Source organism: Flavobacterium sp. DSR3-2 (assembly GCF_049896525.1).
In the GTDB taxonomy this organism is placed as follows: Bacteria; Bacteroidota; Bacteroidia; order Flavobacteriales; family Flavobacteriaceae; genus Flavobacterium.
Genome location: NZ_JAFCUM010000010.1, coordinates 1 through 17294 on the forward strand (window position 1 = coordinate 1; position 17294 = coordinate 17294).

At 35.2% G+C, this 17294-nt stretch carries 18 protein-coding genes; 7 read left to right on the forward strand and 11 right to left on the reverse strand.

Annotation, left to right across the window (positions count from 1 at the left end; genetic code table 11):
* Positions 1 to 193: 193 nt before the first annotated feature.
* From ACP7AV_RS11955 to ACP7AV_RS11970, 4 genes are all read right to left on the reverse strand, one after another.
* The gene (locus tag ACP7AV_RS11955) at positions 194 to 481 is read right to left on the reverse strand and encodes a hypothetical protein (protein ID WP_426092140.1); all 288 of its coding nucleotides are present in this window, start codon (positions 479 to 481) and stop codon (positions 194 to 196) included.
* Between the two features lie 404 nt (positions 482 to 885).
* On the reverse strand, positions 886 to 1980 hold the full coding sequence (locus ACP7AV_RS11960; protein ID WP_426092141.1) for a tyrosine-type recombinase/integrase: 1095 nt from the start codon (positions 1978 to 1980) through the stop codon (positions 886 to 888).
* A 101-nt stretch (positions 1981 to 2081) separates the two neighbouring features.
* Entirely contained in the window at positions 2082 to 2264 is a 183-nt protein-coding gene (locus tag ACP7AV_RS11965) for a GIY-YIG nuclease family protein (RefSeq protein ID WP_426065044.1), read from the reverse strand.
* A gap of 13 nt (positions 2265 to 2277) precedes the next feature.
* Positions 2278 to 2715, reverse strand: coding sequence for a phage integrase N-terminal SAM-like domain-containing protein (locus ACP7AV_RS11970; protein ID WP_426092142.1), 438 nt, complete (start codon positions 2713 to 2715; stop codon positions 2278 to 2280).
* Positions 2716 to 3058: 343 nt separating this feature from the next.
* Between ACP7AV_RS11970 and ACP7AV_RS11975 the strand changes: the two genes are divergently transcribed.
* Positions 3059 to 3499, forward strand: coding sequence for a hypothetical protein (locus ACP7AV_RS11975; protein ID WP_426065032.1), 441 nt, complete (start codon positions 3059 to 3061; stop codon positions 3497 to 3499).
* Between the two features lie 138 nt (positions 3500 to 3637).
* Here ACP7AV_RS11975 and ACP7AV_RS11980 read toward each other — a convergent pair whose 3' ends face one another.
* The 6 genes from ACP7AV_RS11980 to ACP7AV_RS12005 form a co-directional block, all read right to left on the reverse strand.
* Positions 3638 to 4801: a peptidylprolyl isomerase gene (locus ACP7AV_RS11980; protein WP_426092143.1), complete on the reverse strand. Its 1164-nt coding sequence runs from the start codon at positions 4799 to 4801 to the stop codon at positions 3638 to 3640.
* 34 nt (positions 4802 to 4835) lie between these two features.
* Entirely contained in the window at positions 4836 to 5960 is a 1125-nt protein-coding gene (locus ACP7AV_RS11985) for a peptidylprolyl isomerase (RefSeq protein WP_426092144.1), read from the reverse strand.
* A gap of 12 nt (positions 5961 to 5972) precedes the next feature.
* Positions 5973 to 6629 (reverse strand): gliding motility-associated peptidyl-prolyl isomerase GldI, encoded by a 657-nt coding sequence (gene gldI / locus ACP7AV_RS11990; protein WP_426092145.1) that lies wholly within the window; start codon positions 6627 to 6629, stop codon positions 5973 to 5975.
* 4 nt (positions 6630 to 6633) lie between these two features.
* Positions 6634 to 7638, reverse strand: coding sequence for a DHH family phosphoesterase (locus ACP7AV_RS11995; RefSeq protein ID WP_426092146.1), 1005 nt, complete (start codon positions 7636 to 7638; stop codon positions 6634 to 6636).
* Positions 7639 to 7707: 69 nt separating this feature from the next.
* A complete protein-coding gene (locus ACP7AV_RS12000) occupies positions 7708 to 8964 on the reverse strand; it encodes a voltage-gated chloride channel family protein (protein WP_426092147.1) in 1257 nt (418 codons plus the stop codon).
* A 33-nt stretch (positions 8965 to 8997) separates the two neighbouring features.
* Complete coding sequence (locus ACP7AV_RS12005; RefSeq protein WP_426092148.1) at positions 8998 to 9408, reverse strand: RidA family protein; 411 nt, start codon at positions 9406 to 9408, stop codon at positions 8998 to 9000.
* 284 nt (positions 9409 to 9692) lie between these two features.
* On the opposite strand from ACP7AV_RS12005, the gene ACP7AV_RS12010 reads away from it, so the two are divergent.
* A complete protein-coding gene (locus ACP7AV_RS12010; protein ID WP_426092149.1) occupies positions 9693 to 10361 on the forward strand; it encodes a hypothetical protein in 669 nt (222 codons plus the stop codon).
* Between the two features lie 81 nt (positions 10362 to 10442).
* Here the strand turns inward: ACP7AV_RS12010 and ACP7AV_RS12015 are convergent, their stop codons facing one another.
* Positions 10443 to 10970 (reverse strand): hypothetical protein, encoded by a 528-nt coding sequence (locus ACP7AV_RS12015; RefSeq protein ID WP_426092150.1) that lies wholly within the window; start codon positions 10968 to 10970, stop codon positions 10443 to 10445.
* Positions 10971 to 11172: 202 nt separating this feature from the next.
* On the opposite strand from ACP7AV_RS12015, the gene guaA reads away from it, so the two are divergent.
* From guaA to ACP7AV_RS12040, 5 genes are all read left to right on the forward strand, one after another.
* The gene (gene guaA / locus ACP7AV_RS12020; protein WP_426092151.1) at positions 11173 to 12702 is read left to right on the forward strand and encodes a glutamine-hydrolyzing GMP synthase; all 1530 of its coding nucleotides are present in this window, start codon (positions 11173 to 11175) and stop codon (positions 12700 to 12702) included.
* A gap of 127 nt (positions 12703 to 12829) precedes the next feature.
* Positions 12830 to 14773, forward strand: coding sequence for a PBP1 and LysM peptidoglycan-binding domain-containing protein (locus ACP7AV_RS12025; RefSeq protein ID WP_426092152.1), 1944 nt, complete (start codon positions 12830 to 12832; stop codon positions 14771 to 14773).
* Positions 14773 to 15174 (forward strand): OsmC family protein, encoded by a 402-nt coding sequence (locus ACP7AV_RS12030; protein ID WP_426092153.1) that lies wholly within the window; start codon positions 14773 to 14775, stop codon positions 15172 to 15174. Before ACP7AV_RS12025 ends, ACP7AV_RS12030 begins: the two co-directional genes overlap by 1 nt.
* Before the next feature lie 75 nt (positions 15175 to 15249).
* The gene (locus ACP7AV_RS12035; RefSeq protein ID WP_426092154.1) at positions 15250 to 15480 is read left to right on the forward strand and encodes a DUF3820 family protein; all 231 of its coding nucleotides are present in this window, start codon (positions 15250 to 15252) and stop codon (positions 15478 to 15480) included.
* Positions 15481 to 15642: 162 nt separating this feature from the next.
* Positions 15643 to 17256 carry a CTP synthase gene (locus ACP7AV_RS12040; protein ID WP_426065018.1) on the forward strand — a complete coding sequence of 538 codons (1614 nt, stop codon included), beginning with the start codon at positions 15643 to 15645 and terminating at the stop codon, positions 17254 to 17256.
* Positions 17257 to 17294 lie beyond the last annotated feature (38 nt).

The following is a 17294-nucleotide window of genomic DNA, read 5'->3' on the forward strand; positions in this document are numbered from 1 at the left end:
ACGTATGCTCAAAAGTGACGGAAAACACGAAAGAACTAGCTGAAACCACTCCGCAAAAAAAGAGGAACAAAATCCTATTAAAAATACCGCTACAATCTTTACGATAACTCCATAGTGTTCACAGCAGGTAATCGGTTCTCCCGTAAAAACGGGTTTCATTGTTGGTGCTGCGCACGCAACGAAACCCTAACTGTTACCGGCTGGCTTTATCTTCAATTATGTTTAATATTTTCTTTTGTAATCTTGAGTTTGCTCCAAAATCGAAGAAACCTCCTTTTGGATTAGAATCAATATTTTTAACATAAATCGCAATTAGATTATCTTCTACAAGAAAATTAATCTTTTGCTTGTAACTCCAAAAACTCTTCTTGTATACAAACTGGACTAAGTTATCGTTGGATTGAAAATCTTTTCCTTTTAAAATGGCAAATACTTTTTCTATGAGTTCAAGATTGTTGTCTTTTGTTAATTTATTTTCCAAACGAGTTACTTTTAAAGAATTTATTAAAACAAACAACCCATAAAACCCCATCAACATTAATAATAGAAATGAAGTAAGTACGTAGACTACTGGAAGCCAATTTGTCTTTGGTAATGCCAGACTGAAAAGTTTAAAAAACTTAATTTGAAAAAAAAGTGAAAATAATATTATGAAAACACACCAAACAATGTTGCCTATCTTGTCGGATAATTTGCGTTTAGCATTTTTTGAAAATTCAGATATTGTCATTTATTGAGTTTTGGTAAGCTTGCCAGTAACGTCAGTTCGTCTAAAAACCTTTAAACGAACTCATTTTAGTTAATCAGTAAGTAAATATATATGATTTAAACTACAATTGAAACTCTTTTTGGAAAAAAGCATTCTTCATTCTTAAAACAAAACAATCAGTAAAAAGCTTTAAAAATTGCTCTTAGAGTCCCAAAATATAAAGCCAATACTTTTAGATATTGTTTTAGTAGATTTTGGTCTATTAAATTAAAAATTCGGCGCAGATTGTAGGCACAGAAAATCAATCCTACATCGGCTGAGGCTCGTTTGATGGTTTTTTTGGTGATGATATAATAAAAATCCCATTGGCGTTTTATAACACCGTAGGGATGTTCCACTATGGCTTGCCTTCTGCGGTAGGTTTCATAATTGCTTTCGATTCGTACTTTATTTTGATAAATCAAATCTGCGCATTGGGAGCGTTCAATAAGTCTGCCTTTGGCATTTTTAGTGCATTTTGTAAAGAGTTTGCAATTCAAACAAGCATTGGTTTTGTAATGCTTCATTTTGGTGATTGATTTGCCGTTCTTTTTGGCGTACCAATTTCCGTTGGTGGTCAGGGTTTCCTGAGCAGGGCAGGTATAGGAATCGGCAGTTTTGTTGTATTTAAAATATTCTACATCAAAAGAACTTTTTATTTGTTGGATACTTTTTATACTTACGTGGGTATATATTTCGGTCGTTTTGCTGCTATTGTGTCCCAATAATTCTTGAATGTATCTCAAATCGGTTCCGCTTTCAAGTAAATGCGTAGCATAACTGTGGCGTAACCAGTGCAAAGTAACGGGTTTTCTAATTCCTGATTTTTGTATGGCTTGTTTTAAAACTTGTTGTAAGCTTCTATCATCATAGGGCTTTCCTTTGATTTGTCCTTCAAATAAATACGTTGTGGGTTTAAATACTTTATAATACTCCCGTAGCATTTCTAAAATTTTTGAGCTTAATGGGACTATCCTGTCTTTTTTGCCTTTTGAATTTTTAAGCAATACAATATTCCGCATCGAATCTATGTGAACGGGCTGAAGTGCCAATAATTCGCCACAACGCAGGCCACAACTATAAATCAATGAAAGCATCATTTTATGTTTGATATTGCTGTGGGCATCCAAGATAGATTTCACTTCCGCTTTACTCAATACGTTTGGTAATAACTTGACTCTTTTAAACAGATGAATTGAATCGATGTCCATTTTGGCATCTCTAATTGTCATAAAAAAAAGTTTTATAGCATTGACCCCGTAAGATAAAAAAATAGTTGGATTCGATTTTTAAGGTATATTTTCCCATTCCCGGATTTTAAATATTTCTCTCTTCACGTAGCATCTTGTTGATTTAAACATTCTTCAAAATAAATTAATTTTATAGGCAATCTATATTTTGTAGACTGAACTTTACCTGATTGATATTCATTAAGCCTATATTTTAAATCAGAAGTATAGCCAGTGTAAAATTGATTGTCTTTCTCACTAAGCAAAACATAAACATAATAATACATAAGTTCAATTTTTTTATCCAACGAGGTGAACAATTTGATTCTGGTATGAGGAGGAAAGCTTATTTTTTAAAATATACTCATTGTTGTAGATAATTACATCCTCATTAGTAATAGCCGCAACTGGTTTTTCTCGGTAGAAAATCAAAAAGGATTTCAAGGCATCGCTATAGGTAGTAATGGTACTTTCACTATACCGTTTAGAACACATCCATTGTTTGAATTTTTCGATTTGTGTTATTCCTTCGCTTGTAGGGAGCGAATTTGCAGGGGGCGCTATGTTAAAACGCACCCTGTTTTCCTCTGTATCTGGGAGGTGCCAAACCGTTTTTTGCTGGCTCCATCGTGCGCCTTCTATTTGTTTGATCCTGGCAATCAGGTCTTGATTTTTTTCAAAATAAACGGCAATTCTATTTTCGCTATTGTGTTTTATCAGTTTTGCTTCCCAAGTCATATTGTGTTGATTTTGAGATTGAAAGATACTAATTATTTTATAAATGGTTTTTGTTACAGCAAGGTTTTGTGTTGTATAACCGCTGTTTTGCGTGAGGGATTACTTCACTTTTTTGATATTTTTCATAGGAGTTCAGTGAACTTCGTTTGTAGTGAAAATCCTTTTATGAAGCACAGCGGAATAAAAGATTATAACGGATAGCCCGACCCGCTTTTTCAGCGGGTCACGCCCAAATTGTGAATAGTAGAATCAGTAGTGGTTTTTGTTATCCGTTAATTTTTACAGATAAAAGGTAGTGGACTTTGCGAAAAACTTTGCGAACTTTGCAGTCAAATAAATGAATATGAAAATAAATCCAAAAAACGGAATTGACAAGCTCATTTTCGGAATGAAACAAAATGATGTTACCGCAATTTACGGGAAACCGGACCGAAATTACAAGGACGAGGATGACAATGTGATTTTTGCTTATAATAAATTAAAAATGCGTTTGACCTTCTATGTGGAGGAAGATTTTAAATTAGGATATATTGTAGCATCTAGCCAGGAACTAGAGTTGTTTGGGTATAAAATAATTAATAGAAAAATCAGTGAGGTCAAAAAAGATTTAACCACTAAAGGAATTATTAAATTTACTCAGGAAGAGTTTGACACGTTCGAAAATTATTTCAACGAAGAAAACTGGATTATTTTTCAAACCGAATTTGAGGAAGTGGTGAAATTTGAGATTGGGGCAATTATCAATCAAAAAGACGAATTTGACTGGAAATTTGGAAAAAAATAATTGAAAATGGAATGCTGATGAAGCGGATACTTTCCGGTTTCCAGTACCGCAGTCAATGTTCTTAGCGAATAAATTGTAAAAAGAAACCCGACAGATTTTGAAGTCTGTCGGGTTTTTTTATTGCATTCTTTTTAAATTTTATTGTTTTGGAGCGGGCTGTTTTTCTAGCATTTCCAATTCGAAAATAAGTGTTGCGTTCGGAGGAATAACACCACCGGCGCCTCTTTCTCCATACGCTAGATTTGATGGAATGAAAACCACGGCTTTGTCGCCAAAAGCCATATTGTCCAGTCCTTCAATAAATCCGGGAATCATACCTTCTTTTTTCCCGGCTTCAAAAGGGAATGCTTGGTATCCGTTTTGAGCGGCACGGTTAGCATCAAATTTTCCGTAAACTTTATTCACTTCTTCATAGCTGCTGTCAAATAGCGTTCCGTCCTCAAAATAACCGGCATAATGAAAATAAAATGTCGCTCCTTTCGCGGGTTTTACTCCAGTTCCTTTTTCAATTATTTTGTACGCTAATCCGGATGGAGTGGTGGTTGCAGTGGCTTTAGTTGCGGCTAAATACGCTTTTTTTGCTGCGATAATTGAGGATATTTTCTTTTGGTCTTCGGATTTATTGTTGAAATAATCAGCGAACACTTTTGGAGCATCAAATTTTTTGGCTAAAGCGCCTTTTCTTACGATGGTAATCTTAGTGATTACATCGTTTTGTGCAATGGCGTTTACGATATTCATTCCCGCTATAACGTGACCAAAAATGGTGTGTTTGCCGTCTAACCAAGGCGTTTCTTTATGGGTAATGAAAAACTGGCTTCCATTGGTAGTGGGTCCGGAATTAGCCATAGAAAGAATTCCGGGTTTGTTGTGTTTCAAATCGGTGAATTCATCTTTGAACGCGTATCCTGGACCGCCAGAGCCATTTCCCGAAGGATCTCCTCCTTGAATCATGAAGTCTTTGATGACACGGTGAAATTTTAAACCATCAAAAAAAGGTTTTCCTTTTAGCTTGTCATCAGTTACAAAGGTATTTTTTCCTTCGGCTAATGCAATGAAGTTAGCAACTGTTACCGGTGTTTTTTTGTATTCTAATTCCAGAACAATGTCTCCTTTGTTTGTTGCAATTGTTGCAAAAATCCCCTCGATTACTACGGGAGTTTTTACGGTAGGTTTCACAGGTGTTTTTACAGTAGCTTTGACACTTGTTGCCGGTTTTTTAGCAGGAGTAGATTTCTTGATCGTTTGAGAATGTACGTTGACCATTCCCAGAAATAATAAAAACAGAATTTTAAATTTCATGTTGTACTAATTTAAAGGCTTATTTTTTTAAATATTATTGGGGCATTTTTTCTAATAATTCGATTTCAAAGATGATATTCGCATTGGGTGGAATTGCGCCTCCAGCGCCCGCTGCTCCATATCCTAAACGGGATGGAATGAAAATCACGGCTTTGTCGCCAAAAGATAATTGCTCCAGTCCTTCGATAAAACCAGGAATCATGCCATCTTTTTTGCCGGCTTGAAAAGGGATGGGTTGGTACCCGTTTTGCGCAGCTCTGTTTTCATCATATTTACCAAACGTTTTAGCTACATTTTCAATACTGGCATCAAATAATTCTCCGTCTTCCAGAAAACCAGCGTAGTGAATGAAAACATTGGCGCCATTAGCGGGTTTTTTACCACCGCTTTTTTGGGTAATTACGTATTGTAATCCGGTAGGAGTTTTTGTCGATTTCGTTTTCAAATTAGCGAAATAAGCAACTTTTTGTTCGCGAACATCTTTGTACTTTTCGTTGTATACTCTTTTGTTTTCAGCATCAACGGCAGCTTTTTTCTTTTGATTTTCAGACTCCACAGCAAAATAATCATTGAATATTTTAAAGGCATTGAATTTTTTAGCAGCTTCACCATTTCTGATAATGATTACTTTATTGATGTAATCGTTTTGTTCAATTTTGTTGACTACATCCATTCCTTTTTCGACTACATGACCAAAAATCGTGTGTTTTCCGTCCAGCCAAGGCGTTGCAAGGTGTGTGATGAAAAATTGACTGCTATTGGTTGTTGGTCCGTTGTTGGCCATAGCCAAAACACCACCTTTGTCAAATCTCAAATCTGAGAATTCATCTTTAAACTTATATCCGGTATCTCCAGAACCTGTTCCAAGCGGGTCCCCAGTTTGTATCATGAAATCTTTGATGACTCTGTGGAATTTTAAGCCGTCAAAAAAGGGTTTATTTTTAAGATTTTCATTAGTCACAAATTCATTTTTTCCTTCGGCCAAGGCAACATAATTTGCTACTGTAATTGGCGCTTTTTCAAAATCTAATTGTACTATAATGTCGCCTTTATTGGTTTCGATTTTAGCGTATAATCCGTCGGGAAGATTGTTGTATTCTTCTTTACAAGAGTAAAATGAGGCGATTACCAGGAATGCGAATAGAATCTTTTTTTTCATTTCTAAGTTATTTTATTGAGTTATAGTGTCCGTAGTTTCAATTACGGGAGGAGTTTCTAATTTAACGGGTGGAGCAACAGCAGGTGTTTTTACTTTCAATTGACTTTCTTTTTTATACTGCGCCTCCGATTTGAAATCGCGAAGCGTTACGGTGCAGATTAAAGGTTGGTTAGTCCCAATTTTTTTGTCATCGCCATGGTATCCGTATCCCATATTCGATGGGAAAAGGAAGTTGACCTTCTCGTTTTTACGCATCAATTTGATCCCGTCACGCAAGCCCATCATTATGTTTTGTTTGTCCACGTAATAAATTTGCGGTCTTAATTCTAATTCAGAATAGATAATGGTTCCTTTTAGATCTTTGATTTCGTAATCAAAAAAAGCGACATCTCCTTTTTTTGGCGTAAGCGTATCGATTTCATTTCTTGTTTCATACGAATACCAATATCCTTTTTTCGATGCCAGATAAACGACATTAGGATTGCTTTTGATCAAAGTCTGAATTTTCGTTTCCTCAGTGGCAACTAATTTTTTATTGCGGGCAATGGATTTCTTCATGAAACTCCCGGACGCTTGAGATATAGGTCTTCTGGCATCCTGTTGCTGTTTGCAGCTGGAAATTAAGAGCAACATAAAAAATACAATGGCGATTTGCTTGCTATTTTCCATAAAATTAGATGTTTAAATTGGTTACTAAATCTTCAAATTTCTTTTTTGTTTCTTCCATCGAAGCCTCTGATTTTCCTCCGGCAGCATTGCGATGTCCACCACCATTAAAATGATCTCTTGCAAATTGATTGACATCAAAATCGCCTTGGGAACGGAATGAAATCTTAATAATTTTTTCTTCTTTATTTTCTATAAATATAGCAGTAAAAACAATTCCTTTGATACTTAATCCGTAGTTTACAATTCCTTCGGTATCTCCTTTTACATAGTCAAATGAATTCAGTTCATCCTGAGTCAGCGTGGTGTAAGCCGTTTTATGTTCCGTTATTACAATCATGTTCTGAAGCGCTCGTCCCAATATTTGTAATCGTCCAAAAGAACTATTGTCAAATAATAAACTTGGGATTGCCGTGTTTTCAACACCTAAATCAATTAGTTCAGCCACAATTCTATGGGTTGTTCCCGTAGTTTTTGGGAAACGAAACGACCCGGAATCAGTCAGAATTCCGGTATAAATGCAAGTTCCGATGGTTTTATCGATATCTTCTTTTTTTCCAAGAAATGAAATGAAATTATAAAGCATTTCGCAGGTCGATCCAAATGAAGTGTCAGAGTAAGTGACCACAGCATAATCATCTGGTTTTTGATGATGGTCTATCATTACAAACGGAGCTTTGAGCTTCGCTAGAACGTGTTCCATCTCGCCCGTGCGATGTAAGGCATTAAAGTCTAACGTAAAAATAAGTTCTGCCTCTTCAAGAATTTTTGTGCAGTTTTGTTTGTCTTTTTCAAATATTTTAACGGTTTCTGCGCCTGGCATCCAAGCCAGAAAATCCGGAAATTCATTTGGAGAAACTACGACAGGATGATGCTTATTTTTTAATAAAAAATGATACAAACCCAGTGTAGAACCCATGGCGTCTCCATCGGGACCTCTGTGTGGGATTATGGCAATCTTTTTTGGAGTTGCTAATAACAACTGTATCGCTTGTATGTCTTGTATTTTCATAGTCTGCGAAATTACATTTTTTTAGTGTAATGTTGAAAACATTTAAACAATTAACAAAGTTTTAGAATGTTATAAAAAGTCGGTATTTTTTCTTTTTAATTTCTGATACAAATGGTATTTTGCGCCTTTTACAATTTGGACATTATAAATTCCTACGGATCCCGAAGAAAGGTAAGCAATGCTGCACGCTAAACCAATAAAAATACCGCTTTCGATCCCGAAAAGTTCCATTCCCATAACCGTACAGGCAATAGGCGTATGGGTGGCTCCCGAAAAAACAGCCACAAATCCCATTCCTGCCAAAAGTGCTATTGGTAAGGGAACGATAAGTGATAAAGTACTTCCCAAAGTGGCTCCAACAAAGAATAATGGCGTGACTTCACCACCTTTAAATCCCGCACCGATTGTAAATCCCGTAAAAAGTATTTTTAATAAGAAATCATAGGAAGTATTTGGGTTCGAAAACGCATCAACAATCATAGGAATTCCAAGACCAATGTATTTTGTGGTTCCAATAAGATATACCGCCAAGGCAATGATGCATCCTCCTACAAAAGGGCGAAGCGGAGAAAACGATATGGTTTTTGAAAATAAATGACCCCAAAAATGAGTGCTTCTGGAAAAAAACATGGCGGCTAAGCCAAATAAAATACTAACGATAATTACCCAAAATAAAGTCATGAAACTAATTTCTGGAACAAAAAGAATATTATAATGCGTGTGTTTTACGTGCCAAAGTTCCACTGTGAAAAAAGCGATGTAGGCAACAAAAAAGGATAATAGAATACTTTTAAAATTGATTTTACTAAAATAAACAACTTCTAAAGCGAATAATGCTCCTGCTAAAGGAGTTCCGAAAACAGAAGCAAATCCGGCGCTGATGCCCAGAATGAGTATTGTTTTTCTTTCGGATGCGTCAAGTTGAAATAGTTTTGTAAACTGGTCTGCAATGGCGCCACCCATTTGTACTGCGGTTCCTTCACGACCGGCTGAGCCACCAAAAAGATGGGTGATTAAAGTTCCGAAAAGAATCAAAGGAGCCATTTTTATCGGAATTATCTTTTGTGGATTTTCGTATTCTTCCAGCAATAAATTATTTCCTTTGACAACTGATTTCCCCCAATAATGATAGCCCAATCCTATCAGTAAGCCGCCGATTGGCAAAAGCCAAATGATCCAATTGTTATTTTCCCTGATTTGGGTAGCCCACTCTAAAGCTACGAGGAAAAAAGCAGATGCCGATCCGGAAAAAACACCTATTAAAATGCAGATGAAAAACCATTTGAATTGAGGCGATGGAGTTTTTTTAGTTTTCTCTGAATTCATTACTGAAATGGGCAAAGTATTTTTGCAAAAGTATTATAATCGTTCCTGAATCAATGGTTTTTCCGGGGCAATTGCGGTAAATTCAATTTCGACTAAATATTCAGGAGCTACCAGTTTACTAATTTCATAAAAACCGGTAGTAGGTTTTATGTCCTTAAAAAATTGAGCATGAGCTTTGGCTACGTCTTCAAATGTGGTAATGTCAGTCGTAAATATTCGGGTTCTGATGACGTCTTCCATACTTACTTTTAAGTCTTCGAGAACCACCTGCACGCGTTCCAGTATGTTTATTGTTTGCGAATACGCATCATTTGCTTTTACTTTTTCTCCATCAACAATCGCAACCGTACCGGATACTTCAATAATATTTCCGATGCGTACCGCTCTGCAGTATCCCATTTTGTCTTCCCAAGGCGAACCGGTCAATATGTTCTCTCTTTTCATTTTAATAGTTTTTTAATAGTGTTGTGCGATAAAAATGCAATTTTTAGTGTGGCATACTATTTGCAAGTTAGAAAAAAAACGTGAAATATAAATACTGATTTTGGATTAAAAAAGTTTAAACTTAATCAAGGAAATTTTAGCTGTTTTATCTTTAAAAATGCAATAAAATGCAGATTTTGGAGTTATAAATGAAAGTTAAATTGTTGCCTGATTTTTGAATAAATACAATTGGTTTTTTATTTTTAAAATTTTTACAAGTACCGAATAAACTAATTTAGAAAGTTATGAAAAGGATTTTATTTTTAATGATTACCATCAGTATGTCTTTGAGTGGATATGCGCAAAACGAATTTAGTTCAAAATTTAAAGCGATTCCCCCTAAAAATAACGCACCGAAAATAAAAAAAACAATTCAGCCTAAAGTTGATATTCCTCCAATAAATACACCAAACGTCTTTAAAAACCCGGAAATATTCAACCCGAATCCAAGTCTTTCTCTTCCCACCACTCCGGCAAATAATTTCTCCATGACTCCGAAAAACGAGTTTATTAATCCTGGAGATGTTTATAAAGATAAGTGGAACAAAAAAGAAGAAAATAAGGATGGTTATGTATACAGAAAGAATCAAAATTTAGGTAATTTCTCAACAGGTTCTGTTACTGCTAAAGTAATGTATCGTGATGCGGCTTATGTAGATGGTGACCAAATCAGGGTATATTTGAATGATAAGGTTATTCAATATCAAGTAAACTTAGATAATGATTTTAAAGGTTTTGAAATCGTATTAGAAAAAGGGTTTAACAAAATTGATTTTGAAGCATTAAACCAAGGAAGTTCGGGACCTAATACAGCTGAATTTAAAGTGTATGATGACAAGGGCGTTTTGATATCAGCCAGTCAGTGGAATCTTGGAACTGGTTTCAAAGCTACTATAATCTTGGTAAAAGAATAAATATACACTTACAGAGAATAAAAAAAACCGTTGAATGTAACACTTACATTCAACGGTTTTTTTAATAGGATTCGGTGTTTCCTAAAAAGGATCTGCGGTAACTTGAAATTTAATATCTGCTTTTACAGATACATCTTGGGTTATTGTTTCTTTGGTAACTGCTCTTGTTCTTAATTTAAAACTTGAAGCTTTAACGTATTTATCTAATTTCGCAGTTGTACAGGTCAGATTTAAAGTATTTGAAGTAGAATTAATATCATCTAAAAATGCCAATTCAATTTCATCAGTGCTATTTGTAGAAATGTAGATGTGTATTGATTTCAAAAAGGAAAATGATTTATTGGCTGGATTTGTTACCGTCAATTTCATTTCTTTCAATTTTACATCTTTAACTAATTCTGCATTGGTATTGTTATTTTCAAATGCCGTACTGGAATTAGATGAAATATCGGGTGTCACTAAATCTAAAGCAGTATTCACAGGAAATCCTGATGGAATGGTTACAGTGGTTTGATTGTCTATTGAAAAAGTCAATAAATCATCAATTACACTGCATGAAACAGCTACTAGTGCAAAAATTGCAACGGCTATATAATTTTTTGTTTTCATCTTTTTGTTTTTTAGTAGATAATTAGGTTTGCAAATGTACTCTTTTAAATTTTAAAGCTAATTTCAGGATAAATCCAAATTTGACCTGCGAGACTACGGGTCTTTTAAATACAAAAGAGAAATTATTTCAACAGCTTAAAAGAAAATAAATATTTTTCAAAATTCAATTTTCCAATTCAAAATATAAAAAGTATTTTTGCGCATGCAACACAACGTACTTATTTTAGATTTCGGATCGCAATACACACAGCTTATTGCGCGTAGAGTTCGCGAATTAAATATATTCTGCGAAATCTTTCCTTACAACCATTTTCCGAGTGATTTATCATCTTATAAAGCAGTAATTCTTGGTGGAAGCCCTTTTTCTGTTAGAGGAGAAGATGCGCCACATCCCGACTTGTCTCAAATTAGAGGAAAGCTTCCTATGCTGGCCGTGTGTTATGGTGCGCAATATTTATCCCATTTTAGTGGAGGTGAAGTAGCGGCTTCAAATACAAGAGAATACGGTAGAGCTAACCTATCTTACATAAAAGAGAATGAAATTTTCTTTGAAGGTGTTTCTGAAAACAGCCAAGTTTGGATGAGCCATAGCGATAGTATCAAAGTATTGCCTACCAATGGAGTAAAACTGGCAAGCACACACGATGTGGAATTTGCCGCTTACAAAATTGAAGGTGAAACAACCTACGCGATTCAATACCATCCTGAAGTTTTCCATTCTACTGATGGATCAAAAATGCTGGAAAACTTTTTAGTGAAAATAGCGGAAGTTCCTCAAAACTTTACACCAAATGCTTTTGTCGAAGAAATGGTAGCCGAACTGAAAGAAAAATTACAAGACGATAAAGTGGTTCTCGGACTTTCTGGAGGAGTAGATTCGACCGTGGCGGCAGTTTTATTAGATCAAGCTATTGGAAAAAATCTATACTGTATTTTTGTAAATAACGGTTTGCTTCGTAAAAACGAATTCCAAAATGTATTAAATCAATACAAAGGAATGGGTTTGAACGTAAAAGGAGTTGATGCGGGTGATCGTTTCTTATCTGAATTAGCGGGTGTCAGTGACCCGGAAACCAAACGTAAAATTATCGGACGTGTATTTATCGAAGTTTTTGATGATGAATCTCACCTTATCGAAGATGTAAAATGGCTGGCACAAGGAACTATTTATCCGGACGTTATTGAATCTGTTTCTGTAAAAGGTCCTTCTGCAACAATCAAATCGCACCATAATGTTGGCGGCTTGCCAGATTATATGAAATTGAAAATTGTAGAACCGCTTCGGATGCTTTTTAAAGATGAAGTGCGCAGAGTTGGAGCTTCATTAGGAATTGATCCTGAATTATTAGGAAGACATCCTTTCCCGGGACCTGGATTATCGATTCGTATTTTAGGGGATATTACACCGGAAAAAGTGCAAATTTTACAAGATGTAGATGCTGTTTTTATTGACGGATTGAAATCTTGGGGATTGTATGATAAAGTATGGCAAGCCGGCGCTATTTTACTTCCTGTAAATAGTGTAGGGGTTATGGGTGATGAACGTACGTACGAAAAAGTGATTGCATTACGCGCAGTAGAATCTACGGATGGCATGACCGCTGACTGGGTACATTTGCCTTATGAATTCTTGATGAAGGTTTCTAATGATATTATTAATAAAGTAAAAGGAGTCAATAGAGTAGTATATGATATCAGTTCAAAACCGCCTGCAACAATTGAGTGGGAATAATACGGTAGATTTTATATTTTTTAAACATTATTTTAGAATGTTCTTTACATAAACGGTATCAGATTTTTGGAATAAAATTTGATACCGTTACTTTATTAAAGATTTAAATAATTTATAAATTAAAGCGATGAAATATTTTTTTGCAATTTGTATGAGTACTTTGTGGTTCAATTACAGTGTTTTTTCACAAGGAAAAACAGCAACACACAAGGTAGAAAAAGGGGAAACAATCACTCAGATTGCACAGAAATACAAGGTTACTCCATTTGATATTTACCAATTGAATCCAGATGCACAAAGTGGTCTGAAACCAAATAGTATTCTATTAATACCGAATAGCTCCGCTAAAAAAGCAATCAACGTTCAGTCAAAAAGAGGAACTACAACCGTAACCCATCAAGTGGCACCGAAAGAAACTTTGTATGGTATTGAAAAAAAATACGGAGTTTCGGATCAAGCTTTGAAGCAAGCCAATCCTTTTCTTGAAAAAGACGGCTTGCAAATAGGACAAATACTTACGATTTCGTCCAATGCTGTTTTAAAAAATAATATTCCAATTACAGAAAAAGTAGTTTATCATTATGTACTTCCTAAAGAAACCAAGTATTCCATCGCGAAGCAATACAGAATTACCATTGAAGAATTAGAACGTAAGAATCCGGAAGTGGTGTCAAATTTACCGGAAGGGTTCAAATTATTGATCAAAGGTGTAGCTCCAAAAGCAGATAAAAATGTAGTAGTTAATGAACCTAAAAAAGAAATTGTAGTTACAGCACCAATTAAGAATACGGTTGCCACGAATTATTTGAATTATGTGGTAAAACCAAAAGAAACGTTATACAGCTTATCTAAAATGGTGGGTTTAACGCAAGAGGAATTAATTGCTCTGAACCCTCTTTTGTCCGAGGGTGTTATTGAAGGTATGGTTTTAAAAGTTCCTGCAACAATTGTATTTTCTCAGGAAGCTAAAAAAGAATATCAGGAATTATCGAAAAACACTTATGGTAATTCCAGGAAAAAATTAACGTTTTTGTTGCCTTTCAATGTTTCAAAAATTGAAGGCGATACCGTTAATTCGATGGCAATGCGCCTGAAAAAGGATAAATTCCTGAACATGACTTTAGATTTTTATGCCGGAGCCTTGATGGCCATTGATTCTGCTAAAACTTTAGGACTTAATATTGATGTGAATATATTCGATTCGCAGGAAACAAAAAGCAGTTCGAATGTTGCTTCCTTAATAAAAAACAATGATTTGGCAGATTCAGATGCGATTATCGGACCTTTCTATCAGAGCAATGTTGAAAAAGCAGCTGAATTATTGTTGCCAAATCGAGTGCCAGTAATTTCACCTTTGTCAAAAGATTTAGGAGTTTCATACGCTAATATTTTCCAATCCATTCCCGCTCCTGAAGCAGTCAAAAATGCGATGTTTGACTACATGCGTTCAAAGGGCGGTAATATTGTAGCGGTCGTTGATAAGAAAAAAGGTTCCGTTATTCAGTTTATCAAAGAAAATCATAAGGATGTGCAATTTTCAACACTTACTGCAAACGGTGGTGTTTCTGCTGAAAATTTGAAAAGTTTATTCGTAAAAGACAAGATAAACTATGTCGTGATGGAAACAGAAAATACTGGAATGATCAAATCAACAATTACTGCCATGTTGAGTGCTATGGCGACTTACAAAGTGCAGCTGGTTATTCTTGAACCTAATGCAACATTGGATACCGATGAAATTAATTTTCTAAATTTAACAAAATTGAAATTAATGTATCCTTCCGTTACTCGTGAAAATATTTCTCAGGAAGCTTTGATTTTCGAAAAAGAATTTAAAAAGAAAAATAAAATTTGCCCAAGTATATTTGCCACTCGCGGATTTGATATTACTTTTGATACGATGTTGCGATTAGCACAAGATAAAAAATATCAAGAAACAATTGATGCAACAGCAACGGAACAAATAGACAACAAATTCGAGTTTTATAAAAAGGAGGACGGTGGTTACACCAATAAAGGAATCTATATTTTGTATTATGATACGGATTTAACCATAAAAGTAGCAGAGTAATGACATCAATAGTGACGTATTTAGGTGATTTAAGAACCTCTTCGATTCATTTGCAATCTGGCACCGAAATCCTTTCGGATGCTCCGGTGGATAATAATGGGAAGGGAGAGGCTTTTTCTCCAACAGATATTTTAGCAAATGCTTTGGCAACTTGCATGATGACCATAATGGGGATTAAAGCCCGAGATATGGAACTTGATTTAAAAGGTTCTACTGCAGAAGTTATCAAAATTATGAATGCAGAACCCAGACGTATCGGAGCAATAGAAATTGCTTTTGAGATGTATGGAACGGATAATATAAAAAACAGGACGATACTGGAAAGAGCAGCGATGACCTGTCCCGTTTTTCTGAGTTTACATCCTGAAATCGACAAACGCATAGTTTTTAATTGGAAATAATTAGTCTGTGGAAGCAAGAGACAAGAAACATAATCGATTTATAATTCTTGTCTCTTACTTCATTTTTATAATAAAATGGATCAAAACCAAAAACAACTTATCAAGCTTGCCCATACTAAAATGCCTTTTGGTAAATACGAAGGTTGGTTTCTTATTGATATTCCGGAATATTATGTTGTTTGGTATAGCAATAAAGGATTTCCAAAAGGAGAATTAGGCGAGCAATTAAAATTAATTTACGAATTAAAACTGAACGGCCTGGAAGAGTTAATTCGGAATATAAAAAAACGATACCCAAAACCATAAGCTAGACTTTCTTGAACTTCTTTTATTTTTTAAGACTTAGATTTTACTTTTTTTTAGTCTAAAAAGAGTCTGAAAATCTAACAGTCTAATATTCTAATAGTCCAATTAAATTTGTACTTTTGCGACGTTTTTTTACACAACTACAACACAAATAACAACAGAATGAATCAAACGAAATATATTTTTGTTACCGGCGGTGTGACTTCTTCTTTAGGGAAGGGAATTATTGCAGCTTCGTTGGCAAAATTGTTACAAGCAAGAGGATACCGTACAACCATCCAAAAGTTTGACCCGTACATAAATGTAGATCCGGGGACATTAAATCCCTATGAACATGGGGAATGTTATGTGACCGATGATGGTGCCGAAACGGATTTGGATTTAGGACATTACGAACGTTTCTTAAATGTTCCTACTTCTCAAGCAAATAATGTGACCACTGGAAGAATATATCTTTCGGTTATTGAAAAAGAAAGAAGAGGAGAATTTCTTGGCAAAACGGTACAAGTTGTACCGCATATTACCAATGAAATCAAGGAAAGAATGCAATTGTTGGGAAATTCCGGCGATTATGATATTGTTATCACTGAAATTGGTGGAACGGTAGGAGATATTGAATCCTTACCTTATATAGAATCGGTTCGCCAACTGGTTTGGGAATTAGGAGAACACAACGGAATTGTAATTCATCTTACTTTGGTGCCTTATCTGGCTGCCGCAGGCGAGTTGAAGACAAAACCGACACAGCATTCCGTAAAAACCTTAATGGAAAGCGGAATAAAAGCTGATATTTTAGTGTGCAGAACAGAACACGAAATTTCTGAGGAATTGCGCAATAAACTGGCTTTGTTTTGTAATGTAAAAAGAGAAGCTGTTATTCAGTCCATCGATGCTTCCACGATTTATGAAGTTCCTAATTTAATGTTGGAAGAAGGACTTGATGTTGTTGCATTGAAAAAATTAGATTTGCCTAAAAAAGCGGCTCCGGATTTAAAAAACTGGAATACCTTTTTGCGAAGGTTAAAGAATCCGAAACATACCGTGAATATCGGTTTAGTTGGAAAATATGTAGAAATGCAGGATTGCTACAAATCTATTTTGGAAGCGTTTATTCATGCAGGAGCTGCAAATGAAACGAAAGTAAATGTGATTTCGATTCATTCAGAACACATCGATGCCAACAATATTAGCGAGAAATTTGCTGGTTTAGACGGAATTCTGGTTGCTCCAGGTTTTGGAGAAAGAGGAATTGAGGGGAAAATTGCAGCAGTGCAATATGCCCGTGAAAATAAAGTGCCGTTTTTTGGAATTTGTTTGGGAATGCAAATGGCAATCATAGAATATTCAAGAAATATTCTGGGTTATGCGGATGCTAATTCTACCGAAATGAATGAACACACTGCGCATCCAGTGGTAAATCTTATGGAAGAGCAAAAAACAGTTACTGATAAAGGTGGGACAATGCGTCTTGGTGCATGGAAATGTGATATCAAAAAAGATTCATTGGCTTATAAAATATACGGAAAAGAAACTATTTCGGAGCGTCACCGTCACCGATATGAGTACAATAGCAATTACGTTGCGCAATTACAAAATGCAGGATTAATAGCTTCGGGAGTAAATCCTGATACCGGATTGGTGGAGATTATAGAAATAGAAAATCATCCGTTTTTTATTGGGGTACAATACCATCCGGAATACAAAAGTACGGTAGCAAATCCGCATCCTATTTTTGTGAATTTTGTGGCAGCAGCCGTTCAGGCAAAGAAAAAATAGTTGTTGTTTTTTGAAACAATTCATTAAACTTCATACTA

Excerpts from the sequence above, each read along its gene's own strand:
- ACP7AV_RS12000 (WP_426092147.1), bottom strand. The coding sequence starts at position 8,964 with ATGAATTCAGAGAAAACTAAAAAAACTCCATCGCCTCAATTCAAATGG.
- ACP7AV_RS12015 (WP_426092150.1), bottom strand. The coding sequence starts at position 10,970 with ATGAAAACAAAAAATTATATAGCCGTTGCAATTTTTGCACTAGTAGCT.
- ACP7AV_RS12005 (WP_426092148.1), bottom strand. The coding sequence starts at position 9,408 with ATGAAAAGAGAGAACATATTGACCGGTTCGCCTTGGGAAGACAAAATG.
- ACP7AV_RS11995 (WP_426092146.1), bottom strand. The coding sequence starts at position 7,638 with ATGAAAATACAAGACATACAAGCGATACAGTTGTTATTAGCAACTCCA.
- ACP7AV_RS12040 (WP_426065018.1), top strand. The coding sequence starts at position 15,643 with ATGAATCAAACGAAATATATTTTTGTTACCGGCGGTGTGACTTCTTCT.
- ACP7AV_RS12025 (WP_426092152.1), top strand. The coding sequence starts at position 12,830 with ATGAAATATTTTTTTGCAATTTGTATGAGTACTTTGTGGTTCAATTAC.
- ACP7AV_RS11965 (WP_426065044.1), bottom strand. The coding sequence starts at position 2,264 with ATGTATTATTATGTTTATGTTTTGCTTAGTGAGAAAGACAATCAATTT.
- ACP7AV_RS11980 (WP_426092143.1), bottom strand. The coding sequence starts at position 4,801 with ATGAAATTTAAAATTCTGTTTTTATTATTTCTGGGAATGGTCAACGTA.
- ACP7AV_RS11960 (WP_426092141.1), bottom strand. The coding sequence starts at position 1,980 with ATGACAATTAGAGATGCCAAAATGGACATCGATTCAATTCATCTGTTT.
- ACP7AV_RS11985 (WP_426092144.1), bottom strand. The coding sequence starts at position 5,960 with ATGAAAAAAAAGATTCTATTCGCATTCCTGGTAATCGCCTCATTTTAC.
- guaA (WP_426092151.1), top strand. The coding sequence starts at position 11,173 with ATGCAACACAACGTACTTATTTTAGATTTCGGATCGCAATACACACAG.
- ACP7AV_RS11970 (WP_426092142.1), bottom strand. The coding sequence starts at position 2,715 with ATGACTTGGGAAGCAAAACTGATAAAACACAATAGCGAAAATAGAATT.
- ACP7AV_RS12035 (WP_426092154.1), top strand. The coding sequence starts at position 15,250 with ATGGATCAAAACCAAAAACAACTTATCAAGCTTGCCCATACTAAAATG.
- ACP7AV_RS12030 (WP_426092153.1), top strand. The coding sequence starts at position 14,773 with ATGACATCAATAGTGACGTATTTAGGTGATTTAAGAACCTCTTCGATT.
- ACP7AV_RS11975 (WP_426065032.1), top strand. The coding sequence starts at position 3,059 with ATGAAAATAAATCCAAAAAACGGAATTGACAAGCTCATTTTCGGAATG.
- gldI (WP_426092145.1), bottom strand. The coding sequence starts at position 6,629 with ATGGAAAATAGCAAGCAAATCGCCATTGTATTTTTTATGTTGCTCTTA.
- ACP7AV_RS12010 (WP_426092149.1), top strand. The coding sequence starts at position 9,693 with ATGAAAAGGATTTTATTTTTAATGATTACCATCAGTATGTCTTTGAGT.